This window comes from Thermospira aquatica (assembly GCF_023525255.1).
GTDB lineage: Bacteria > Spirochaetota > Brevinematia > Brevinematales > Thermospiraceae > Thermospira > Thermospira aquatica.
In genome coordinates this window covers 2,371,912-2,389,376 of record NZ_CP073355.1, presented here as the reverse complement: position 1 = coordinate 2,389,376, position 17,465 = coordinate 2,371,912, and the positions used below count along the sequence as shown (strand labels likewise).

The 17,465-nt window shown below is 40.5% G+C and carries 16 protein-coding genes and 1 pseudogene; 8 read left to right on the top strand and 9 right to left on the bottom strand.

Features of this window, described 5'->3' with window-relative positions:
• Nucleotides 1-851: 851 nt before the first annotated feature.
• The 5 genes from KDW03_RS11610 to KDW03_RS11590 all read left to right on the top strand — a co-directional run bounded on the left by KDW03_RS11610 (nt 852) and on the right by KDW03_RS11590 (nt 6,654).
• Nucleotides 852-2,528, top strand: coding sequence for a DNA repair helicase XPB (locus KDW03_RS11610; RefSeq protein WP_271435240.1), 1,677 nt, complete (start codon nt 852-854; stop codon nt 2,526-2,528).
• Entirely contained in the window at nt 2,525-4,264 is a 1,740-nt protein-coding gene (locus tag KDW03_RS11605; protein WP_271435239.1) for a helicase-associated domain-containing protein, read from the top strand. The genes KDW03_RS11610 and KDW03_RS11605 overlap by 4 nt, the downstream gene beginning before the upstream one ends.
• A 195-nt stretch (nt 4,265-4,459) precedes the next feature.
• Nucleotides 4,460-5,380, top strand: a complete 921-nt coding sequence (locus KDW03_RS11600; RefSeq protein ID WP_271435238.1) for a hypothetical protein — start codon at nt 4,460-4,462, stop codon at nt 5,378-5,380.
• 9 nt (nt 5,381-5,389) lie between these two features.
• Entirely contained in the window at nt 5,390-5,977 is a 588-nt protein-coding gene (locus KDW03_RS11595) for a MarC family protein (protein WP_271435237.1), read from the top strand.
• 68 nt (nt 5,978-6,045) lie between these two features.
• The gene (locus KDW03_RS11590) at nt 6,046-6,654 is read left to right on the top strand and encodes a M15 family metallopeptidase (protein ID WP_271435236.1); all 609 of its coding nucleotides are present in this window, start codon (nt 6,046-6,048) and stop codon (nt 6,652-6,654) included.
• Here KDW03_RS11590 and KDW03_RS11585 read toward each other — a convergent pair.
• The 6 genes from KDW03_RS11585 to KDW03_RS11560 all read right to left on the bottom strand — a co-directional run bounded on the left by KDW03_RS11585 (nt 6,640) and on the right by KDW03_RS11560 (nt 11,017).
• Nucleotides 6,640-7,014 carry an STAS domain-containing protein gene (locus KDW03_RS11585; protein ID WP_271435235.1) on the bottom strand — a complete coding sequence of 125 codons (375 nt, stop codon included), beginning with the start codon at nt 7,012-7,014 and terminating at the stop codon, nt 6,640-6,642. The two genes, KDW03_RS11590 and KDW03_RS11585, sit on opposite strands and share 15 nt — an antisense overlap.
• A 38-nt stretch (nt 7,015-7,052) precedes the next feature.
• Nucleotides 7,053-7,490, bottom strand: coding sequence for an ATP-binding protein (locus KDW03_RS11580; RefSeq protein ID WP_271435234.1), 438 nt, complete (start codon nt 7,488-7,490; stop codon nt 7,053-7,055).
• Between the two features lie 66 nt (nt 7,491-7,556).
• Nucleotides 7,557-8,585 carry a PP2C family protein-serine/threonine phosphatase gene (locus KDW03_RS11575; RefSeq protein ID WP_271435233.1) on the bottom strand — a complete coding sequence of 343 codons (1,029 nt, stop codon included), beginning with the start codon at nt 8,583-8,585 and terminating at the stop codon, nt 7,557-7,559.
• Between the two features lie 71 nt (nt 8,586-8,656).
• On the bottom strand, nt 8,657-9,709 hold the full coding sequence (locus KDW03_RS11570) for an iron-containing alcohol dehydrogenase family protein (RefSeq protein WP_271435232.1): 1,053 nt from the start codon (nt 9,707-9,709) through the stop codon (nt 8,657-8,659).
• A 2-nt stretch (nt 9,710-9,711) separates the two neighbouring features.
• On the bottom strand, nt 9,712-10,485 hold the full coding sequence (locus tag KDW03_RS11565; protein ID WP_408648379.1) for an HAD-IIA family hydrolase: 774 nt from the start codon (nt 10,483-10,485) through the stop codon (nt 9,712-9,714).
• A 13-nt stretch (nt 10,486-10,498) separates the two neighbouring features.
• Nucleotides 10,499-11,017, bottom strand: coding sequence for a nitroreductase family protein (locus KDW03_RS11560; protein WP_271435230.1), 519 nt, complete (start codon nt 11,015-11,017; stop codon nt 10,499-10,501).
• A gap of 174 nt (nt 11,018-11,191) precedes the next feature.
• Here KDW03_RS11560 and KDW03_RS11555 point away from each other — a divergent pair, with 174 nt between their 5' ends.
• Both KDW03_RS11555 and KDW03_RS11550 read left to right on the top strand, forming a co-directional pair.
• Nucleotides 11,192-13,258 (top strand): PP2C family protein-serine/threonine phosphatase, encoded by a 2,067-nt coding sequence (locus KDW03_RS11555; RefSeq protein ID WP_271435229.1) that lies wholly within the window; start codon nt 11,192-11,194, stop codon nt 13,256-13,258.
• Nucleotides 13,255-13,626, top strand: coding sequence for a hypothetical protein (locus KDW03_RS11550; RefSeq protein ID WP_271435228.1), 372 nt, complete (start codon nt 13,255-13,257; stop codon nt 13,624-13,626). The genes KDW03_RS11555 and KDW03_RS11550 overlap by 4 nt, the downstream gene beginning before the upstream one ends.
• A 6-nt stretch (nt 13,627-13,632) precedes the next feature.
• Here the strand turns inward: KDW03_RS11550 and KDW03_RS11545 are convergent, their stop codons facing one another.
• The 3 genes from KDW03_RS11545 to KDW03_RS11535 are packed head-to-tail and all read right to left on the bottom strand — an operon-like array spanning nt 13,633 to nt 16,092.
• Entirely contained in the window at nt 13,633-14,922 is a 1,290-nt protein-coding gene (locus KDW03_RS11545) for an ArsB/NhaD family transporter (protein ID WP_271435227.1), read from the bottom strand.
• Between the two features lie 3 nt (nt 14,923-14,925).
• Nucleotides 14,926-15,825: a CBS domain-containing protein gene (locus KDW03_RS11540; RefSeq protein ID WP_271435226.1), complete on the bottom strand. Its 900-nt coding sequence runs from the start codon at nt 15,823-15,825 to the stop codon at nt 14,926-14,928.
• Nucleotides 15,826-16,092, bottom strand: coding sequence for a hypothetical protein (locus KDW03_RS11535; protein ID WP_271435225.1), 267 nt, complete (start codon nt 16,090-16,092; stop codon nt 15,826-15,828).
• Between the two features lie 228 nt (nt 16,093-16,320).
• Here KDW03_RS11535 and KDW03_RS12470 point away from each other — a divergent pair.
• Nucleotides 16,321-17,432: pseudogene (locus KDW03_RS12470) on the top strand (IS256 family transposase); the annotation flags it as partial.
• Nucleotides 17,433-17,465: the final 33 nt, after the last annotated feature.

Sequence of the window (17,465 nt, the reverse complement as noted above, 5' to 3'; positions counted from 1 at the left end):
GTCCCTTCAGTAAGAAAATATTACCACTTTTTTGCTTCCTCAAAGGGAATACGATATCCCCACAATAAAGTGTGGGGATTTTTTTTGCGTATTCCTCTTACTACCACGTTTGTCGGTTTTCTGGTGGTTTGCCTTGGGGACTTGCTCTTCCCTTGTTGCAGTGGGGGATGCTATTACCTTGTTGCAGTTTTGAGGAAGTACGAGAGAACGGGCAAACTCGTGGGGGAAATTTTTTCACTGTAACAAGGGAAGAGCTAGAAATTTGCCGTTTTCCACTGCAACAAGGGAATAGCTATAGAGCTATTGTGCTAACTGTAAAATGAGAATAACCTTGAGAGGAATAACTGCAATAAGCTCAGAATAAGAGATAACAGTAACCAGGGAAGAGCAACTCTCAAAGCACGTGTGAATGTGAAAAGAGATATATGAGTTAAACGTTTCACCGGAAATTCTCCACGTAAGCTCTTACCCTTTCACAGTGTTATCGGATGGTTTAACACTGTGAAAAAGTCATAGCTTGGAATTTTTTCCACTGTAACAAGGGAAGAGCAAGGGTTTTTATTACTGCGATAAGGGAATAGCTTTTGTTTTTTCACGCTCACTGCAAAAAGGTAATAGCACCTATGAGAGAGGCAGCTGCAACAGGGTAAGAGCTGCACATACCGCAAGTTTAAAACACCCCTTAACGTTTCACGCAAAATGACCGTTTGCAGTGGTTATAGACAAAAAAATGTCACATAGATTGTTTTTGAAAAATTCTGACTATTTGACAAAAAAAATTTTTTCCACTAAAATAATAAACTTTTTAAGAAGCTAGAGGTGTAAGAGCATAGGAGGAAAAGTTAGAAAACATGATGCGCACAGGTGCACTGACCATACAGACAAACGGAACCATTCTTCTTGATACTCATCACAAAGATTTTGAGATGGTTCAAAAATACCTTTTTGCTTTTGCTGAACTTACAAAAACCCTCGAACATGTTCATTTTTATCGTATTACTCCTATCTCTCTCTGGAATGCTGCTGCTAACAAATTTCCTCTTTCGCAAATCATTCATACTCTCGAAGATTTCTCCCGTTATCCTGTACCCAAGCCTGTTATGGAATTTATTCAACAACATTATAATCGGTATGGAGAGGTGATTTTTCATAGATGGCAGGATCAACTTTTCATTGAGGTGAAAAATGCCGGTCTCAAGGAAGATTTGATTCGTTATCTCAAGGATTTTCAACTTAACGAGAGAGAAGGTGGGTTTCTAGCTTCTTTTTCGGATCGTGGCCTTATTAAGGCTACTTTGATCAAACATCTGATCCCTGTTCAGGACCTTGCCGGTTATGAAAGGGGAGAGAAGATTCCTTTTACTTTGAGAAAGGTTACTCGTAGTGGATCTGAGTTTGCTCTGCGTTTTTATCAGGCAGAAGCAGCGTATCTTTTTTCCCAATGGAAGGAGGGTAGTGGGGTAATTGTTCTCCCCTGTGGGGCAGGAAAAACTATCGTAGGCATGGCGGTAATGAGTGACATCCAGGAAAATACGCTAATTATTGCAACGAATCTGGAAGCTCTTCATCAATGGAAGCGTGAACTTCTTGATAAAACAACTCTCACTGAGGATGATATTGGTGAATACACTGCTCAGACAAAAACAATAAAACCAATTACCCTTACAACATACTACATGCTTATTCATCGAAAATCCAATAGTGAGGAAAGACATATCGATATTCTTACCCAGCATCAATGGGGGCTCATTATCTATGATGAGGTTCATATTCTTCCCGCACCTATTTTTCGAATGACCACCGCCATTCAGAGCAAGAGAAGACTTGGTCTCACAGCCACTCTTGTGAGGGAAGATAACCGGGAGGGGGAAGTGTTTTCCCTCATTGGTCCTAAGATCTATGAATACGGGTGGAAAACCCTCGAGCAAGAAGGATGGATTGCCACAGCCCGATGTTATGAAATACGCGTTCCTCTTTCTAACGAGGATTTTGAAACCTATCTCAACTCTTCTCACCGATTGCGTTTTCGTATAGCGTCTGAAAACAAAAATAAACTCGATGTTCTATCTCACCTTCTTACACGTTTTTCTGATCAAAGTATTCTTATTATTGGACATTTTCTTGATCAGCTGCAAGCGATATCAGAGTTTTTTTCTATACCACTGATCACAGGTCAGACGCCATCGGAAGAGCGTGAGAGGCTTTATGACGCATTCAGGAGACGGGAGCTTACCGCTCTCATTATTTCACGTGTTGGGAATTTTTCTATTGATCTTCCTGGGGCAAATGTTGCTATCCAGGTTTCAGGGATATTTGGATCGCGTCAAGAAGAGGCGCAGAGACTCGGAAGAATCCTCAGGCCACAAGCACAGGATGTCCACTTTTTTACAATTGTTTCTCAAAATACTATCGAAGAAGAATTTGCTAAAAGACGCCAAATGTTTTTGATAGAGAAAGGGTATACCTATGAAGTACTCTATTTTACACCAAAATCAAAGACTCTTATCCAAGAGGTTACTTTGCCATGATGAGAACAATGTATAGAGAGGTAGCTCTCAAGTGTTTAGAAAACGAACCAGAGTTTATTGCCAATCTTTACTATGAAGTTACTGGTGAAAAAGTTGATCCTTCTTTTGATACGCCTACAAATCAAGAGAGAATTTCTCGTATCTACGGGTGGTGGAAAGAACACTTTTCTGAGGTTTTGTCTTCTCTTTCGGAAAACGCAAGATTAGTCTTGGATATTGTTATGAAGAATTTTGGCTGGCTTGCTTATGATTCTCTTGATAATCTGATTCGTTTTATAAGCTCGGTCTTTTTCATAGACAAAGAAAATCTTCGCCAGGGTTTTGAAGAGTTGGGGAAGAAGAGGATTCTTTTCAACTATGAACCGCTTACCTATTTTTCTTTTCTTTTTCTTTCTCCCTTTATTGAACTTCAACTACCTGAAAAACCTTCAAATGAAAATCTTGAAGAAACGCTCTACACACTTATTCCTCAACTCATTGGAGTTTTGGCTTATCTTGTCGCGTATACCCCACGGAGTTCAGAAGCAAATGAAATCCATCGTATAGACTTTCAGAAATTTGCAGGATTTTTTGAGCACTCCATCCCCCCTCAGCGTCTTGAAAACCTTATAAAAAGTTTCTCCCATATAGGTCTTGTTCAAAAGTATAACAACCGTATTCTTGTACAGAAAAATATTGTTGAACATCTACGGAGTTTACCCGTCTCTTCTCTTTTTTCGCTGACTTTTCTCTATGAAACACTAGAGAAACTTGAATTTCAGAAAAGCACGTTTCTTACCTTGCAATGGTTGGCATATACTCGACATGAATCTATTTCTCTTCGAGAGTTGTTTTTCTTTTTCTGTCAGCATATTCTGGCCACCCTTTCTCGTAATACCATAAAATCTTTTAAATTGTTTCTCCAGCGAGAGGAGCAGAACTTTATTCATTTGCTTAAGCTTCTCGAGAAGCAGAATATTGTTACTATTCATAGAAATCATCCTCTTCAGATATCGCGACAGGATACTCTCACATTGAATTCGTTTTATCAGGCGCTTCTTACCAATACTGAGCTTTCTTCTTTCTTTGTGAAACAGGATTTTATTGTGGAGTCCAATGGTGAAATTATTGTTGAACCGGATCTCCATCCTGCTACTCATCTTGAACTTATCTTTATGGCAGAACCAAAAGAAATTCATACGATCGCTATCTACCAGATTACGAAAAAGTCTATTTACAAAGCCTTGGCTTATGGCTATACTGTTGAAGCAATTGAGGCTTTTCTTAAGAGTCATTCTCGGCATGAACTTCCTCAACAGGTTATTCAGAATATTCGATATTATGCAGAACACTATATTCACCCGTCGGAGGAGCATCTCCATATTCTCCAATTTGCTTCTACAAAATCAAATCTTATAGCCGATCATTTTTCCAGGGAGAGCATAGAGATCGAACCTCATACCTTTCTCTTTTTTGACGAAACTACCTATGAACAGGTCAAGAGCTTTTGTGTTCAAAATGATATTTCATTTAAGGAGAATATTAACTTTCTTCAAAAAAAGATTTTTCCTTATCCGAATTCTCTCGAACATCATATTAAACACCTTCATCGTTTTTTGAATATGCTCGAGAGCGATAGTATCTTTTTTCCTCAACGTGACATATTAAAGATACGTCCGCTGGGGGACAAGGATTTTCAACTCCTTTTCCCAGAAAAATCTTCAGAGCACCCGTTGTTTCCAAATAAAAAGTACTGAAATTGAATCATTGCCTCATAAAAAGTACTCAAAAATTCCATACAGTTTCCTCCGGGTCGAAGGTGGCTCTCGTTAAGGAGTTGTACGGGTCTAAAGCCCGTACCGCGGGTTCGAATCCCGCCCTCTCCGTTTTGTCTTAACTTTTTTCAAAAATTTCCGTTAAAAACAACAGTCTTTCATTAAAATGGGGTTGATATGCGGATGGATTGTTTTTTTTTCTTTGCCATGATGTCTACAAATATGATTTTTTCAGGAAGTGAGGCGACGAATGCGGTTATCTTCTCGAGAAACCTTCAAGAAGAGATGAATAATCCTTTTGTTCATGTTATGCGTCCTGCTGTGTTGGAGTGGGACGTTACGAATACCCATATAGTCGCTTTTTACGGTCATCCAAAATCCCGTATTATGGGGATTGTAGGTCGTCTATCAAGAGATGAGCTTGCTATCGAACTGAGAAAATATGCTCAGGAGTATGAAAAAGCAAGTGGTAAACCTGCTATTCCCGCTGTCTATCTGATCTACGGTACCTGTCAACCTGGTGGGGAGATCGGTATCATGTCTTCTCAGCTTGTTCAGGAGTATATCACTTTTACAGAGACCAATGGTTTTCTTCTTTTTCTTGATCACCAGATAGGAAAATACTCGGTTGAGCATGCTGTGACTCGTCTTCTTCCTTTTATGAAATATCCTCATGTTCATCCCGCTATTGATCCTGAATGGAGAACCCTTCGACCAATGAAGGAGATAGGAAGTATCACTGCTGATGAACTCAACAACGCCCAAAAGATACTGAGTGATTATTTGGTGAAAGAAAATATTTTGTTACCCAAAATATTTGTGGTTCACCAGTTTAACTGGAAAATGATCAGAGAAAGACAACGTGTGAAGACTCATTATCCCTATGTTTATCTCGTCCATACGGCTGATGGTTTTGGTTCACCTGATCTCAAAAAAAGCACCTATGCTTACAACGCTCAGGCAACGAATATGCCCTATAAAGGTTTTAAGCTTTTCTTTTATTCAGGCTACAAAGGGGCAGGGTATGATCAACCTCTTATGAAACCAGAAGAAGTGGTAAATTTAAAACCAACTCCTTTTCTTATTATTTATCAGTAGAGGGTATACATGGAAAACTTTTGGTTTTGTTTTATTCCTATTTTTGTGGCCATTGATCCCATTGGTATCCTGCCTTTTTATCAGAGTTTTACCTATTCTTTTTCATATACAAAGAAACGTTCTATCGCCTGGCAGTCTGTTTTTACTGCTTTTCTTGTGACAATTGTTTTTATCTTTGGTGGGAAACCGCTCCTTCGCTATCTTGGGGTGAGTGTGGGGGATTTTATGATTGCCGGGGGAAGTGTGCTTTTTGTTATCTCTCTGAAGGATCTTCTCTCTTCTTCCACCCAGGGACAGACACTTGATGAAGAGACACTTGGCGCTTTCCCTATCGGTGTCCCTCTGGTAGCTGGTCCTGCTCTTCTCACGACGGTTCTTCTCACCCGTGAGAAGTATGGGGCTTCCATGACAATCGGAGCCTTGTTTCTCGCTCTGACAATTACCTGGCTTATGTTTACCTTTTCTCAGAGACTTTTTGAAATTATTGGTAAAAACGGTGCCCAGATTGTTTCAAAGATAGCCAACCTTCTCCTTGCGGCTATTGCGGTAATGCTTATGAGAGAGGGATTACTTCTCCTTTTAGGGCATCTCTCATGAGAAACGTTGCCTTTTGGAGTTTTTTTCTAGTCACAGGTCTGATATTCTCTCTATCAAAAGAAGAGCTGTTGGGAAAAATTGATCCTTCGGTGCATCCGGATTTTGTACGGTTTTATTCAGATGGACGACAGTTATACCTCAGGAAAGAGGTCTATGAGGCACTTCAGATGATGATACAGGATGCGCGAAAAGATGGTATATCTCTTTTTGTCGTTTCTGCCTTTCGCAGCTTTAACGATCAGAAAAATATCTGGGAATCGAAGTGGCAGCGTTTTGCTCTTTCCCATCCTGAGCCAAAAAACCGATGCCTGTGGATCCTTCGCTACTCCTCTGCTCCTGGAACATCTCGTCATCACTGGGGGACGGATGTTGATCTTGTTTCCGTTGATCCGGCTTTTTTTCAGACCTCTCGTGGAAAAAAAATCCTCTCCTGGTTGGAAAAAAACGCTTCTCGCTATGGATTTGAGAGGCCGTATACGAGTCTGATAGAAAGGAAAAAGGGATACCAGGAAGAGCCTTGGCATTGGTCTTACGCGCCTCTTGCAAAAGGGTATCTGGCGCTTTACACGAATTCGATCCAAAATGAGGATATTACCGATTTTGCAGGGAGTGAAGTACTTAAAGAAATTGATCTATGGGAATATGTTCTTGGTATTAATCCTTTACTCTTGCCCTGACTCACGAAAAAATTTGTAGCCTTCCTCTGGTGAGGGGACAATTTGTACAATTTTATCAATATTAGAAACAAAAAGGAGTTTTTCGACCTGAGGTCCATCATACATAATACACACACGAGAATTTTGCTTAAAGGCATGAGTGGCCAAACGGATAATCAAACCTAACCCGGACGAATCGATATAGGTTACTCCTCTCAGGTCAACAATAAATTTATAAAGTCCCATCTTTATGTATGCCCCGATTTCCTTATGAAGCATGTCATACTCTTCTGTAAATATGGTGAGTTCACCGTCGATCTTGATGAGGACAATATCATCCTCAGCGATCGATACCTTAACCTTCAATGCCCCTGAAGACACATTGCACCTCTCTTTTTACAATCCTTAATCGATATTGTTTATTCACGGGGTCTCTCCGTAAATTTCTTTTTTAAATAGGTAACATTGCCATCCTCTAAAGGAGTAAGAGAAAAATCATCTAATATCTTGCTCATCATGTAAAGCCCTCGTTTGCGCATTTGAAACTTGTCTACTGTTTGGGGGGGAGTAATTTTTTTGGGAATGGGAGGACCAAAATCTTTAATAGTGACTTCGCAGAGCCAGCCATCTTTTTCTTCTGAGAGAACAAGACGAATCTCAAGTTTTTGATTCATATCCCATTTATAGGTATGCTGAAGAATATTAAGAATAGCTTCGTGAATACAAAAGTGGAATTCGTGAATTTCCATCATCCCATCGGGTGTTGTTCCTACAACGCGAGATGAGACATCCATGACTTCTTTCTCAAAAGCGAGAATTTCGCTTTCTGTGCAGGGTACATTAAACTGGAATATCATCACACACTCCATGTAAGGATATGATTTATTATAGGCAAAAAATAAAAAAAATCAAGTATTTTTAAATTAAATATGAATTTCTTTTGTTTTGTGTAAAAACTCAACACAAAGCAAGGCTTGATCATCTATGGGTTTCTCTCCCCATCCGAAACGTATGACCTCCTGACGAATGGCATCTACACAACGATCGGGAGAAAGATGGGCATGGTGGAGAATAACCTTTTCCAGATTTTCAACCCCAAACCACTGGCCTTCTTTGTTTTGGATTTCGACCAGTCCATCGGTAAAGAGAAAGAGTTTGTCATGTGGTTCGAGGTGGATGATTTTGCTTTCAAAAACTGCATCAGGAAAAATGCCAAGAATGGTGCCTTTTGTATGGAGTTGTTCGATGGTATGGTTTTTGGCACGATAATAAAGAAGGGGCATATGTCCTGCTGAGGTATACTGCAGGATGCCTTTCTCAAGATTAAGAAAAGCATAAAAGGCTGTTACGTAAAATCCCACATCGAGTAACGTTTTAAGAAAATTTTTATTGACATCAGAACATACCTGTGTCGTATCTTTTCCCCAGGCAGAATGATTGATAAATGCCACTTTTGTCATCGAGGTAAGAAGCGCAGAGGGAATACCATGACCTGAAACATCCGCTACTACAAAAGCATACCCGTTTCTTCCCACTCGGATGATGTCCAATAAATCTCCCCCTATGGTTTCTGCTGGCTGATACCAGAATGCCCAACGAAATTCCGAGCGTTGGATCATTGATTTTGACAAGGGCATAAAGGAGATTTGGACTTTTCGAGCCATTTCGAGTTGTTCCGTGAGATTAAGATTAATAGAGGCTAGCAAAGAAGCTGTTTCTTTCTCTTTTTGCTCAAGGAGATCTTTGAGTTCTTGGTAGTATTGTTGGAGCTTTTGGTCAGCCACCTGATGATGGGAGAGATAGTTCCGAAGAGTTTTAAGAAATCTTCGGTATTCAAAAGATTCCTCTGAGTCTTTTTCTTTTGCTTTTTCTTGCCAGATCGATATTCCTCCAAGTGTTATATTCAATGCCAGTAAACCAACCAACCATGGGAGGGCTTGTTGTTTATCCACGAATAGAATGACTCCTATCCCTACTAAGAACAAGAAGGCGGCTGTTCCACATACCCCACAAACTCTCATATTTAGTCCTCCGCTACCATAGAGCGTAGTATGGTATTTTCTCGAATGAGCTCGAGAAGCTTTTCCACACTTCCTTTTTCGGAAAGGATAGTATAGTAATTTTCCTTCATCTGGGGTGCAAGTTTTACCGCTTCCTCAAATGTTCTGAGAGAGAGAGGATGTTCTTGCATAAAGGCAAGAAACCCTGATTCTTCTATGGCTTTCCGAATCAAAGGCTCTGTTTTCTCCTGGAGAAGACTCACCGCATAGCTTGCTACACCCACCTGGAGTCCATGAAGGTTGGGTTTTTCGGAAAGTCTATCATACGCGTGAGAAATGAGATGTTCACTCCCGCTTGCGGGACGACTGGAACGGGCGACCTCCATAGCTATCCCGGACATCATGAGAGACGTCGCAATGACCCGCAAAAAATCTGGATTTTCCAGACTTTTGTCATCATAGTAGAGAAAGGTATCAGCGGCACTTCTGGCCATATTTGCTGCGAAGTCATTCACGGGTTCGCGTACCTTACGGTAGGCGAGTTTCCAATCATAGACAGAGGTGATTTTGCAAAAAAGATCACCCATCCCCGAATAGAGAAAACGGACAGGAGCTTTTTGAAGTACCTCCGTATCGACAATCACTGCTTGAGGCAGTTCTACACGAAAACTCGTCTTTTTGCCCCGAACTGTGAGAGAGGCCATGGGAGAGCAAAAACCATCGTTAGACACAGCCGTGGGAACAGAGAAAAGGGGCAGCCTCTTGAGAAAAGCAAGGTATTTTCCAATATCAATCGCTTTTCCACCTCCGATAGCAACAATAGCTTCTACCTGTGAGGGAAGTTCTACCGCCATGTGGAAAATGGATTCTACCTCTGTGTCCGTCACGGTGGTTTCAAAAAGCACCTCTATCTCAGCGGAAAGAAGGCTTACCTCCACGATAGGTTTCAAGAGTTCTGCGATCCCTTCTCCCCAGAGAAGTACAACTCGCCTGTGATCTTCATCCCGGAGGTATTTTCCTATTTTATAAAGCGCCTTTGGTTTGATACGAACAAGTGAAGGAACAGAAATCTCCATCTTTATTCTCCCAGTTTTTCGATATCTATTTCGCCAACATGATTGAAAACATAGTTTGGTAGATAGGGGAAATCGTTTATCATCTCTTTTGTGGTCACTCCCGAGAGAACAAGGGCGGTTTTCATGCCTGCTTCCATCCCTCCTACAATATCCGTGTCCATTCTATCGCCGACCATCAAGGTTTCTGCCGCATGACAGCCGAGGTGACGTTTGGCTACCAGCATCATCATGGGATTGGGTTTACCCACGATGTAAGGTTTTTTCCCGGTAGCAGCTTCGATAGCAGCAAGGAGAGTTCCACACGCTGGTTCTATGCCTTCCTCAGCGGGGTCAATAACATCAGGATTTGTTCCTATAAATTTCGCCCCTTTTTCAATCAGACGAACTGCCTTTTTGAGCATTTCAAAATTAAAAGTCGATGTTTTACCTACCACCACATAATCGGCATGTGAGTCACTTAAAGAAAATCCAGCTCTATACATTTCACTGGCGAGTCCACCGCCACCAATCACATAGATGGTTGCACCAGGTTTCTGAGAACGAAGAAACTCCGCGGTTGCCATGGCAGAGGTGATGAAGTTTTCTTCTCTTACTCCCTCGATACCCAAGCTCTCTAACTTTCGTTTGAGATCAATGGGGGTTTGTTCAGAGTTATTGGTGAGAAAGAGAAAAGGGGTTTTTCTCTCCAAGAGACGGGTCACAAAATCTTTTGCCCCGGGAATCAAATTTTTGCCCCTATACAAAACCCCATCCATATCCGAAATGACTGCACGAATCATTATCTGCTCCTTAAAGAAAACGCACGATATCTTTGAGGTCTTTACGTTTTTTGGGTCCTGGATTCGGATAACCTGATTTTGGATACCCGAGAGGAGTGAGTCCATACACCTCTTCATGGGCTTCCAGACCTAATACCTCTCTTACTACCTCAGGCTGAAAGGCGGCAATCCAGCATGTTGCTACCCCTTCGTTAGCTGCAGCAAGAATCAAAAACGTCATAGCTATGGCCAGATCTGTCTCGAGGGAGCAATACCCATCCTGGAGTCGGCGCCATGCCTCGTTCCTGTCACCAACAACAACGAGTATATGGGGGGCATCATAGAACCAATCTCTCACATAAGCATGTCGAAGGATCGAAAGCTTCTCGGGAGAAGATACTACCACAAATCGCCACGGCTGACGATTCCCTGCCGAGGGAGCCAAACGTCCTGCTTCTAGAATCCGGTACAGTACATCCTCTTCAACAGGACGTTGTGGATCATAGCTTCGAATGCTTGCTCTTTGGTGAATTAAATCCCAAAAATCCATGGAAAACCTCCGATTTTTCTTGATTGAGTATATCACAGGCTTGTATTTTCGTCAAACTTTTATCGCTTTTATCTTTCTCTTATGGGAAAAAAATATTAAAAATTTCCTTAAAAAATCTCGATTGATGGTTGACTTTTTTCTATTTTTGGCTATAATAAAATACAAGAGAAGAGTATGAGAAAAGCTTTCTTTTGCTTTTTGTTGTTTGCGAGTTCTTTTAGTTTCTTTTTTGCTGAAGCGGGGGTATTTGATCTTCGTGATATAGAGTGGACACAAACAACGGTTGTGCGTTTGTCAGGAGAGTGGTTGTTTTATCCTATGCGTTTTCTCGATCCCACAAAAACAGTGTGGGAGGAACAGACTTCGCTTGTTATCCGTGTGCCGGACTCATGGCATCGTTACCAATGGGAGGGACATCGCCTTTCTCCTTATGGGTATGGTACGTATCGGGCTACCATCTTGACGACGAATCTTCCCATGCTTCTTGGTCTTCGTATTCCTTTTATTACAAGTTCTTATGAAATCTATATTAATGGGAAACTGATGGCCTCTATGGGGAAGGTGGGGACAAATCGCCAAACCTATATCCCCCGTATGCTTCCTCAGTATATTACTTTTACTAATACTTCTCCTCTTGAGATTGTTATGCATGTTGCAAACTTTTATGATAATAAAGGGGGTATGTACAATAGTCTTGAAATGGGTTTATGGGATACTATAGTAGCAAAAAAAAATATAAATATTGCATTTGACATTTTTATTATTGGGGCTCTTGTGATTATGGCCTTGTACCATTTAGCACTTTTTACCCTCCAAAGGAAAGAATGGGGTCTTGTGTATTTTTCGTTACTAGCTCTGATGTTGGCCTTTCGTACCTTGACGAATCATGAATGTGTTTTCCCCTTATATATCTATGAATTTTCATGGCAAACACAGGTTCGTATGGATTTTGTTCTGGTTAATCTGATCACTATCTTTGTAGTAGCGTTTATGCGCACGGTTTTTACAAATCCTTTCTATAGAAATGTTCTGAGCTTCAGTATACTTTTTTATGGTATTTTAACAGCTATTGATCTTTTCTTTCCTGAAGAGGTTTATTTCCATACACAGATGATATTTATCTTTTATACTCTTCCTCTTGGTTTTTTTATTCTTTTTGCTCTTATAAAAAACATGTTTTCTAACAAAGATGCTTTTCTTTTGTTGTTAGGTTTTTCAATTTTTTTCTTGACAGCTCTGAACGATATTTTTTATGCCATTCAAAAGTTTAATGTCTTTGAAATTTATCTTACTCCTTTTGGTCAACTTGTTTTTGTGTTCTTTCAGGCTTTTGTACTTTCCCGGAGGTTTTCTGTTGCTTATCAGATCTCTGAAAGACTTAAGCAAAACCTGGAAAAGGAAGTCGAAAGGCAAACCATAGAACTTCTTAAAGAAAAAAACAAACTTCTCGAAAAAAATCAGCTTATTGAGGAAGAGCTCGAGTTAGCCAGACAAATTCAGCTTCAATTTATTCCCTCTAAACCACCTTCTCGACATTTTGCTTTTTATTTTCACCCGATGATTCAGATAGGGGGAGACTTTTTCGATATTCGGCGGATCGATACCTACAAATGGGGTGTCTTTATCAGTGATGTTTCTGGTCATGGTGTTCCTGCTGCTTTTATCACTTCTCTGATCAAAAGTCATCTTCTTCAAAGTTCACAGATTCATGATCCTGCAGCTTTGTTTTATGGGTTAAATGAGTTTCTTTTTCCTTTTCTTGCGGGAAATTTTGTTACAGCTCTTTATATTATTTACGATGAAGAAAAACAAACTCTTACTTATGCGAATGCAGGGCATCTTGATCCTCTTCTTGTGTTTCCCTCTGGCTCGCTTGTTCCTCTTCCGTTTTTTAAGAGGGGTATACCACTTGGTGTGCTTCGCAACCAAGAGATTCAGGCTATTGATAAAGGGTATACGAATCATACGTATCATTTTACAGAAGGCAAACTTCTCCTTTTTACGGATGGTCTGATTGAAGCGGTGAGTGAGAAGATTCATGTTCCTTTTGAAGAAATTCTCTGGAGTCTTCCCTGGAAGGAAATCAGTAAATTTTCTGCACCTGAAATTGTTATCGAGATTATCGAGAATTTTAAACAACATGTTCAGCTAGAGAAGTTGAGTGATGATATATGCCTGGTTTGTTTTGAAAAAGGGGATGACCATACTACCCTTTTGCCTTTTGTGGAGGAGCGTGCATGAAAAAGATGATATTTCTCTTTTTTTTGCTGTTGGTAACCTGTGGGAAAACACCAAAACCTGTTCCCCAGGGTCCGAAACCTGGTGTTTTTATTCTCGGAGAGATTGTGCTTTTTGTGTATCAGGCTCGTTCCACGAATATTACCAATGTGGCGCTCACGGGAGACTTCTTCGGATGGAAAGCTGAGGGATTTCCCCTTACCTATGATTCTAATGTCAATCTATGGCGCATCTCTATCATTCTTTCACCGGGAACCTACCAGTACAAATATATTCTTAACGGTACCATCTTTACTAACGATCCTTTTAATCCTCTCGTCTCTCCAGATGGTAAAGGAGGACTCAACTCTGTAATTGAAATCCGTCCTTAATTCTACTCATAGATGAAGGACAAAATACCTGAAATAGACGTATAGAGATGATACGAGAAGGCTTAAAAGAGTGTAGAGAAGGCCGTACTTTGTAAAATCCCAGAAACTTATCGCAATACCACTTTTTTTTGCTATCCCTACACTTACCACATTTGCAGAAGCACCTACAAGGGTCCCATTTCCACCAAGACAGGCCCCCAGGGCTAAAGACCACCAGAGGGGATCAAGGCTTTGACCGCCCAATGAGGCTCCCATCTCCTTGATAAGAGGGATCATGGTCGCCACATAGGGAATATTGTCTACAACGGCAGAAAAGATTCCAGACATCCATACCAGGAGTATGGCTGTAGAATTTATACTCCCTCTGGTGAGACTTACTATTCTTTCGGCGAGGATCTTCATTACACCAATCTCTACCAATCCTCCAATAAGGATAAAAAGCCCCACAAAGAAGAGAATAGTTGCCCATTCTACTTCATGGAGGAGTTCTTCAATCTCATGAGGAGTAGCTAAAAGCATCAAAAGAGCTGCTCCAAGTAAAGCAATCATGGAAGGTTCAAGATCAATCACCCCATGGAGGAAAAATCCCAAGATCACCATCCCGAGTATAGAGAGTGATTTTATTATCAATGCGGGATTGGTTAAAACTTTGGTTTCGTCAAAATTCATAATACGAGCACGCTTTTCATTGGAGACACGCATCTGCTTGTGAAACAAAAGCCAGAGAAATCCGCAGAGACTTATCAAGAGGAACAATGCCACGGGGGCGAGATGGGCGAGAAAACTGTTAAAAGAAAGTCCAGCAGCACTTGCTATCATAATGTTCGGTGGATCACCGATGAGGGTCGCTGTTCCTCCTACATTGGAAGCCATAGCAAGGGCAACGACATAGGGAAGAGGGGAGATATCCAACTCCTGGGCAATGAGGATAGCAACAGGGACAAAGATGAGTACGGTGGTCACGTTGTCCAAAAAGGCAGAAAACACCGCTGTGGCCAGAGAAAGGAGGACCATGATGGTCATGGGGTTCCCTCTCGAGAGTTTTGCAAGCTTAATGGCTACATACTGGAAAATTCCGGTTTGTTTGGTAATCGCCACAATAACCATCATACTTACGAGGAGAAAAATCACATTCCAGTCTACAGCGGCGAATACCTTTTCTCCTTCAAGAAAATGAAAGAGGACAAAGATTCCTGCCCCTAACAGAGCAAGAATTGTTTTGTTTACCTTTTCCAGAGAAATCCCAATATATAATACAACAAAGATTCCAACAGCTATCCACATTGGCCACGTCATTGTTTACCTCCGCAATACCTTGTTGAGCATGTCCATGTAACTCACCACCCCAAGGATCTTTCCATCCTTTGCCACCGGGAGATGCCTTCTACGATGATTTGTGAACTCAAAAATTGCCTCAACCAGACTGGCATCGGGTTTAAGGATAACATGGGGTTTTCGCATAATCTGTTTCACCAAAATATCCTTTTCGTGTTTAAGAAGCTCCTCAAAGGGTTCAAAAGATGAGAGAAAATTCATGTTGGGAAGAGCGGCAGTGTAGGCAGGCATTCCCACCTTCATGATGTCGATGAGATTAATTTCTGCTACAAAACGCTCTTGAGTATCAACAACTGGAGCATAACTAAGTTGATGTTTAGAAAAGATGTCTAGAACCTCTTCGAGATTTTGATTCTCTCGTAACACATGAATATCTGTTGACATAATATCGGCGACGGTGAGAACCTTTCCCACACGGAGATTTTTACTATCAAGAAAATGACAAAACCGTTCAAAGTCCGGGGTTTTTTTCATCAATTGACAAAAATCACTATCCTGAACGAGAGAGGCTATTACGGAAAGGGCGTTGAGGTAGAGTGTAGATCGTGTTGGACCCGTCAATACTAAGAATACCATTTGTACGTTATGCTCTCCCATAGATATTGGTTTTTTCAGAAAACTTATCGCGATAATCAGATCCTCCAGATCGGGGATACGGAAATGGGGTACCCAGAAGCAATCTCCCACAAGGGTTGGTTTCTCTAATTCCCTCTGCAATATGCGATCAACAATTTCCTTGTCTGTCATCGAAAGAGAAAATTCTCTAGATATCCCCCTGACCATTTGGTTTAAGAGTTCTTCTTCATTTTTGATCTCTGTTTGTATCCAGTACAACTCCGGATGTAAAAAGCTTGAAAATAACATTTATTCCTCCTTGACGGTAATGTATCGGTTTCGATAATACAGAGCTATGTCAATCGACACCATCATGAGATTAAGACAGTAAAATACAACCACATAATCCCAACCATGGACGTATTTGTTGAGAATTCCAAAGATATATCCAAGCCACACAATCCAGAGAAAAATCACACTTTTGCCCGCTGTTGAACGAGAGCGGTAAGAACGGTAGATAGAAAAGGGCCACGCAGCACCAAAGCAAAGAAGCATCAATATTTCAAAGATTGCCATAGATTGTCCTCCGTATACTCATAGCCCAAAAAAGAATAACAAAATTATAGAGAAACAGAATGAAAAAAGCAAAAATACGAATTGCTTCATAATAAAAGGCAGTGTATACTTAATTGTGTCTGGTAGGAAAAAGATAACCTCCTGTGATAATATAAATAAAACTATCACAGGAGGCCAGATATGATTGAGACGAAGAATATTTTAGAGCTATTCAAACCAATTGTCAAGGAAGTATTAGAGAGTATGTTAAAAGAGGAAAGAGAGATTTACCTGGAAAACAATCCACCCACAAAAGGCAATGGCTTTTACGAAAGGGATTTAAAGACAGCTTTTGGCGAGCTTACAGCCATACGTGTTCCAAGAACAAGGGATAATGGATTTAAAAGTGCCCTTCTTCCCTATCGCAAACGCATCACAGAAGACTTAGATGCATTAATCAGGGCTATGTTGATATCAGGAATGTCAACAAGGAAGATAGCAGAAGTTTTAAAGAGCTTTATGAAATAAAGATTTCTTATGCTAACATCTCAAGGATAAGCCAGGTAGGCATAGAAGAGATTCAGAAGTGGCGTAGTCGCCCTCTCATGGAAGAATATGCCGTGGTATTTCTGGATGCTATGGTGTTTCCTATCAAGAGATAGGGTAGAAAATGAATCAATATATGTAGCTATAGGCATTACACCTGAGGGAAGACGGGAGATTTTAGGATACTACCTGCCAGGAGGCATGGAAAGTGCTTATAACTGGCGGGAAATTTTGCTGGATATAAGAGAAAGAGGTGTCAAACAGATTCATTTTATTGTCTCTGATGGCTTAAGTGGTATGAAAAACGTCATCACAGAGATATATCCCACGCAAAGTATCAGCCCTGTGTAGTCCATGTCATGAGAAACATACTGGCTAAAGTGAGAGTTCAACACAGAAATATCATTGCCACTGAAATAAAAGAGGTATTTCATGCCAAAGACAAACAGGAGGCAGAACAATTGTTTATGAAATTTATACAAAAATGGAAAAATATCTATCCCAACTTAATGAATAACCTCTTGACAATAAGAGAGAATATATTCACTTACATGGAATTACCTGAAGGAATACGAAGCATGGTGTATACAAACAATGCCCTGGAAAGACTCTTTAAAGAACTTAAAAGGAGATTAAAAACAATGGAAATGTGTCAAAGCGAGGCTTCAGCTGAGAAATATCTTTACCTGTTATTAAGATACCAAAATGAGAAGTTCTTAAAAAGAAAGTTAAAAAATTGGGAGTATTACTTTCAACTCTATCGTGAGCAACACTCATACACCAAAGAAAATATTCACAGCGAGGTTATCCTATGACTAGACACAATTTTCTTGACACAATGTAATAAA

Excerpts from the sequence above, each read along its gene's own strand:
- KDW03_RS11610 (WP_271435240.1), top strand. The coding sequence starts at position 852 with ATGATGCGCACAGGTGCACTGACCATACAGACAAACGGAACCATTCTT.
- KDW03_RS11605 (WP_271435239.1), top strand. The coding sequence starts at position 2,525 with ATGATGAGAACAATGTATAGAGAGGTAGCTCTCAAGTGTTTAGAAAAC.
- KDW03_RS11600 (WP_271435238.1), top strand. The coding sequence starts at position 4,460 with ATGCGGATGGATTGTTTTTTTTTCTTTGCCATGATGTCTACAAATATG.
- KDW03_RS11595 (WP_271435237.1), top strand. The coding sequence starts at position 5,390 with ATGGAAAACTTTTGGTTTTGTTTTATTCCTATTTTTGTGGCCATTGAT.
- KDW03_RS11580 (WP_271435234.1), bottom strand. The coding sequence starts at position 7,490 with ATGATATTCCAGTTTAATGTACCCTGCACAGAAAGCGAAATTCTCGCT.
- KDW03_RS11570 (WP_271435232.1), bottom strand. The coding sequence starts at position 9,709 with ATGGAGATTTCTGTTCCTTCACTTGTTCGTATCAAACCAAAGGCGCTT.
- KDW03_RS11560 (WP_271435230.1), bottom strand. The coding sequence starts at position 11,017 with ATGGATTTTTGGGATTTAATTCACCAAAGAGCAAGCATTCGAAGCTAT.
- KDW03_RS11555 (WP_271435229.1), top strand. The coding sequence starts at position 11,192 with ATGAGAAAAGCTTTCTTTTGCTTTTTGTTGTTTGCGAGTTCTTTTAGT.
- KDW03_RS11550 (WP_271435228.1), top strand. The coding sequence starts at position 13,255 with ATGAAAAAGATGATATTTCTCTTTTTTTTGCTGTTGGTAACCTGTGGG.
- KDW03_RS11545 (WP_271435227.1), bottom strand. The coding sequence starts at position 14,922 with ATGACGTGGCCAATGTGGATAGCTGTTGGAATCTTTGTTGTATTATAT.
- KDW03_RS11540 (WP_271435226.1), bottom strand. The coding sequence starts at position 15,825 with ATGTTATTTTCAAGCTTTTTACATCCGGAGTTGTACTGGATACAAACA.
- KDW03_RS11535 (WP_271435225.1), bottom strand. The coding sequence starts at position 16,092 with ATGGCAATCTTTGAAATATTGATGCTTCTTTGCTTTGGTGCTGCGTGG.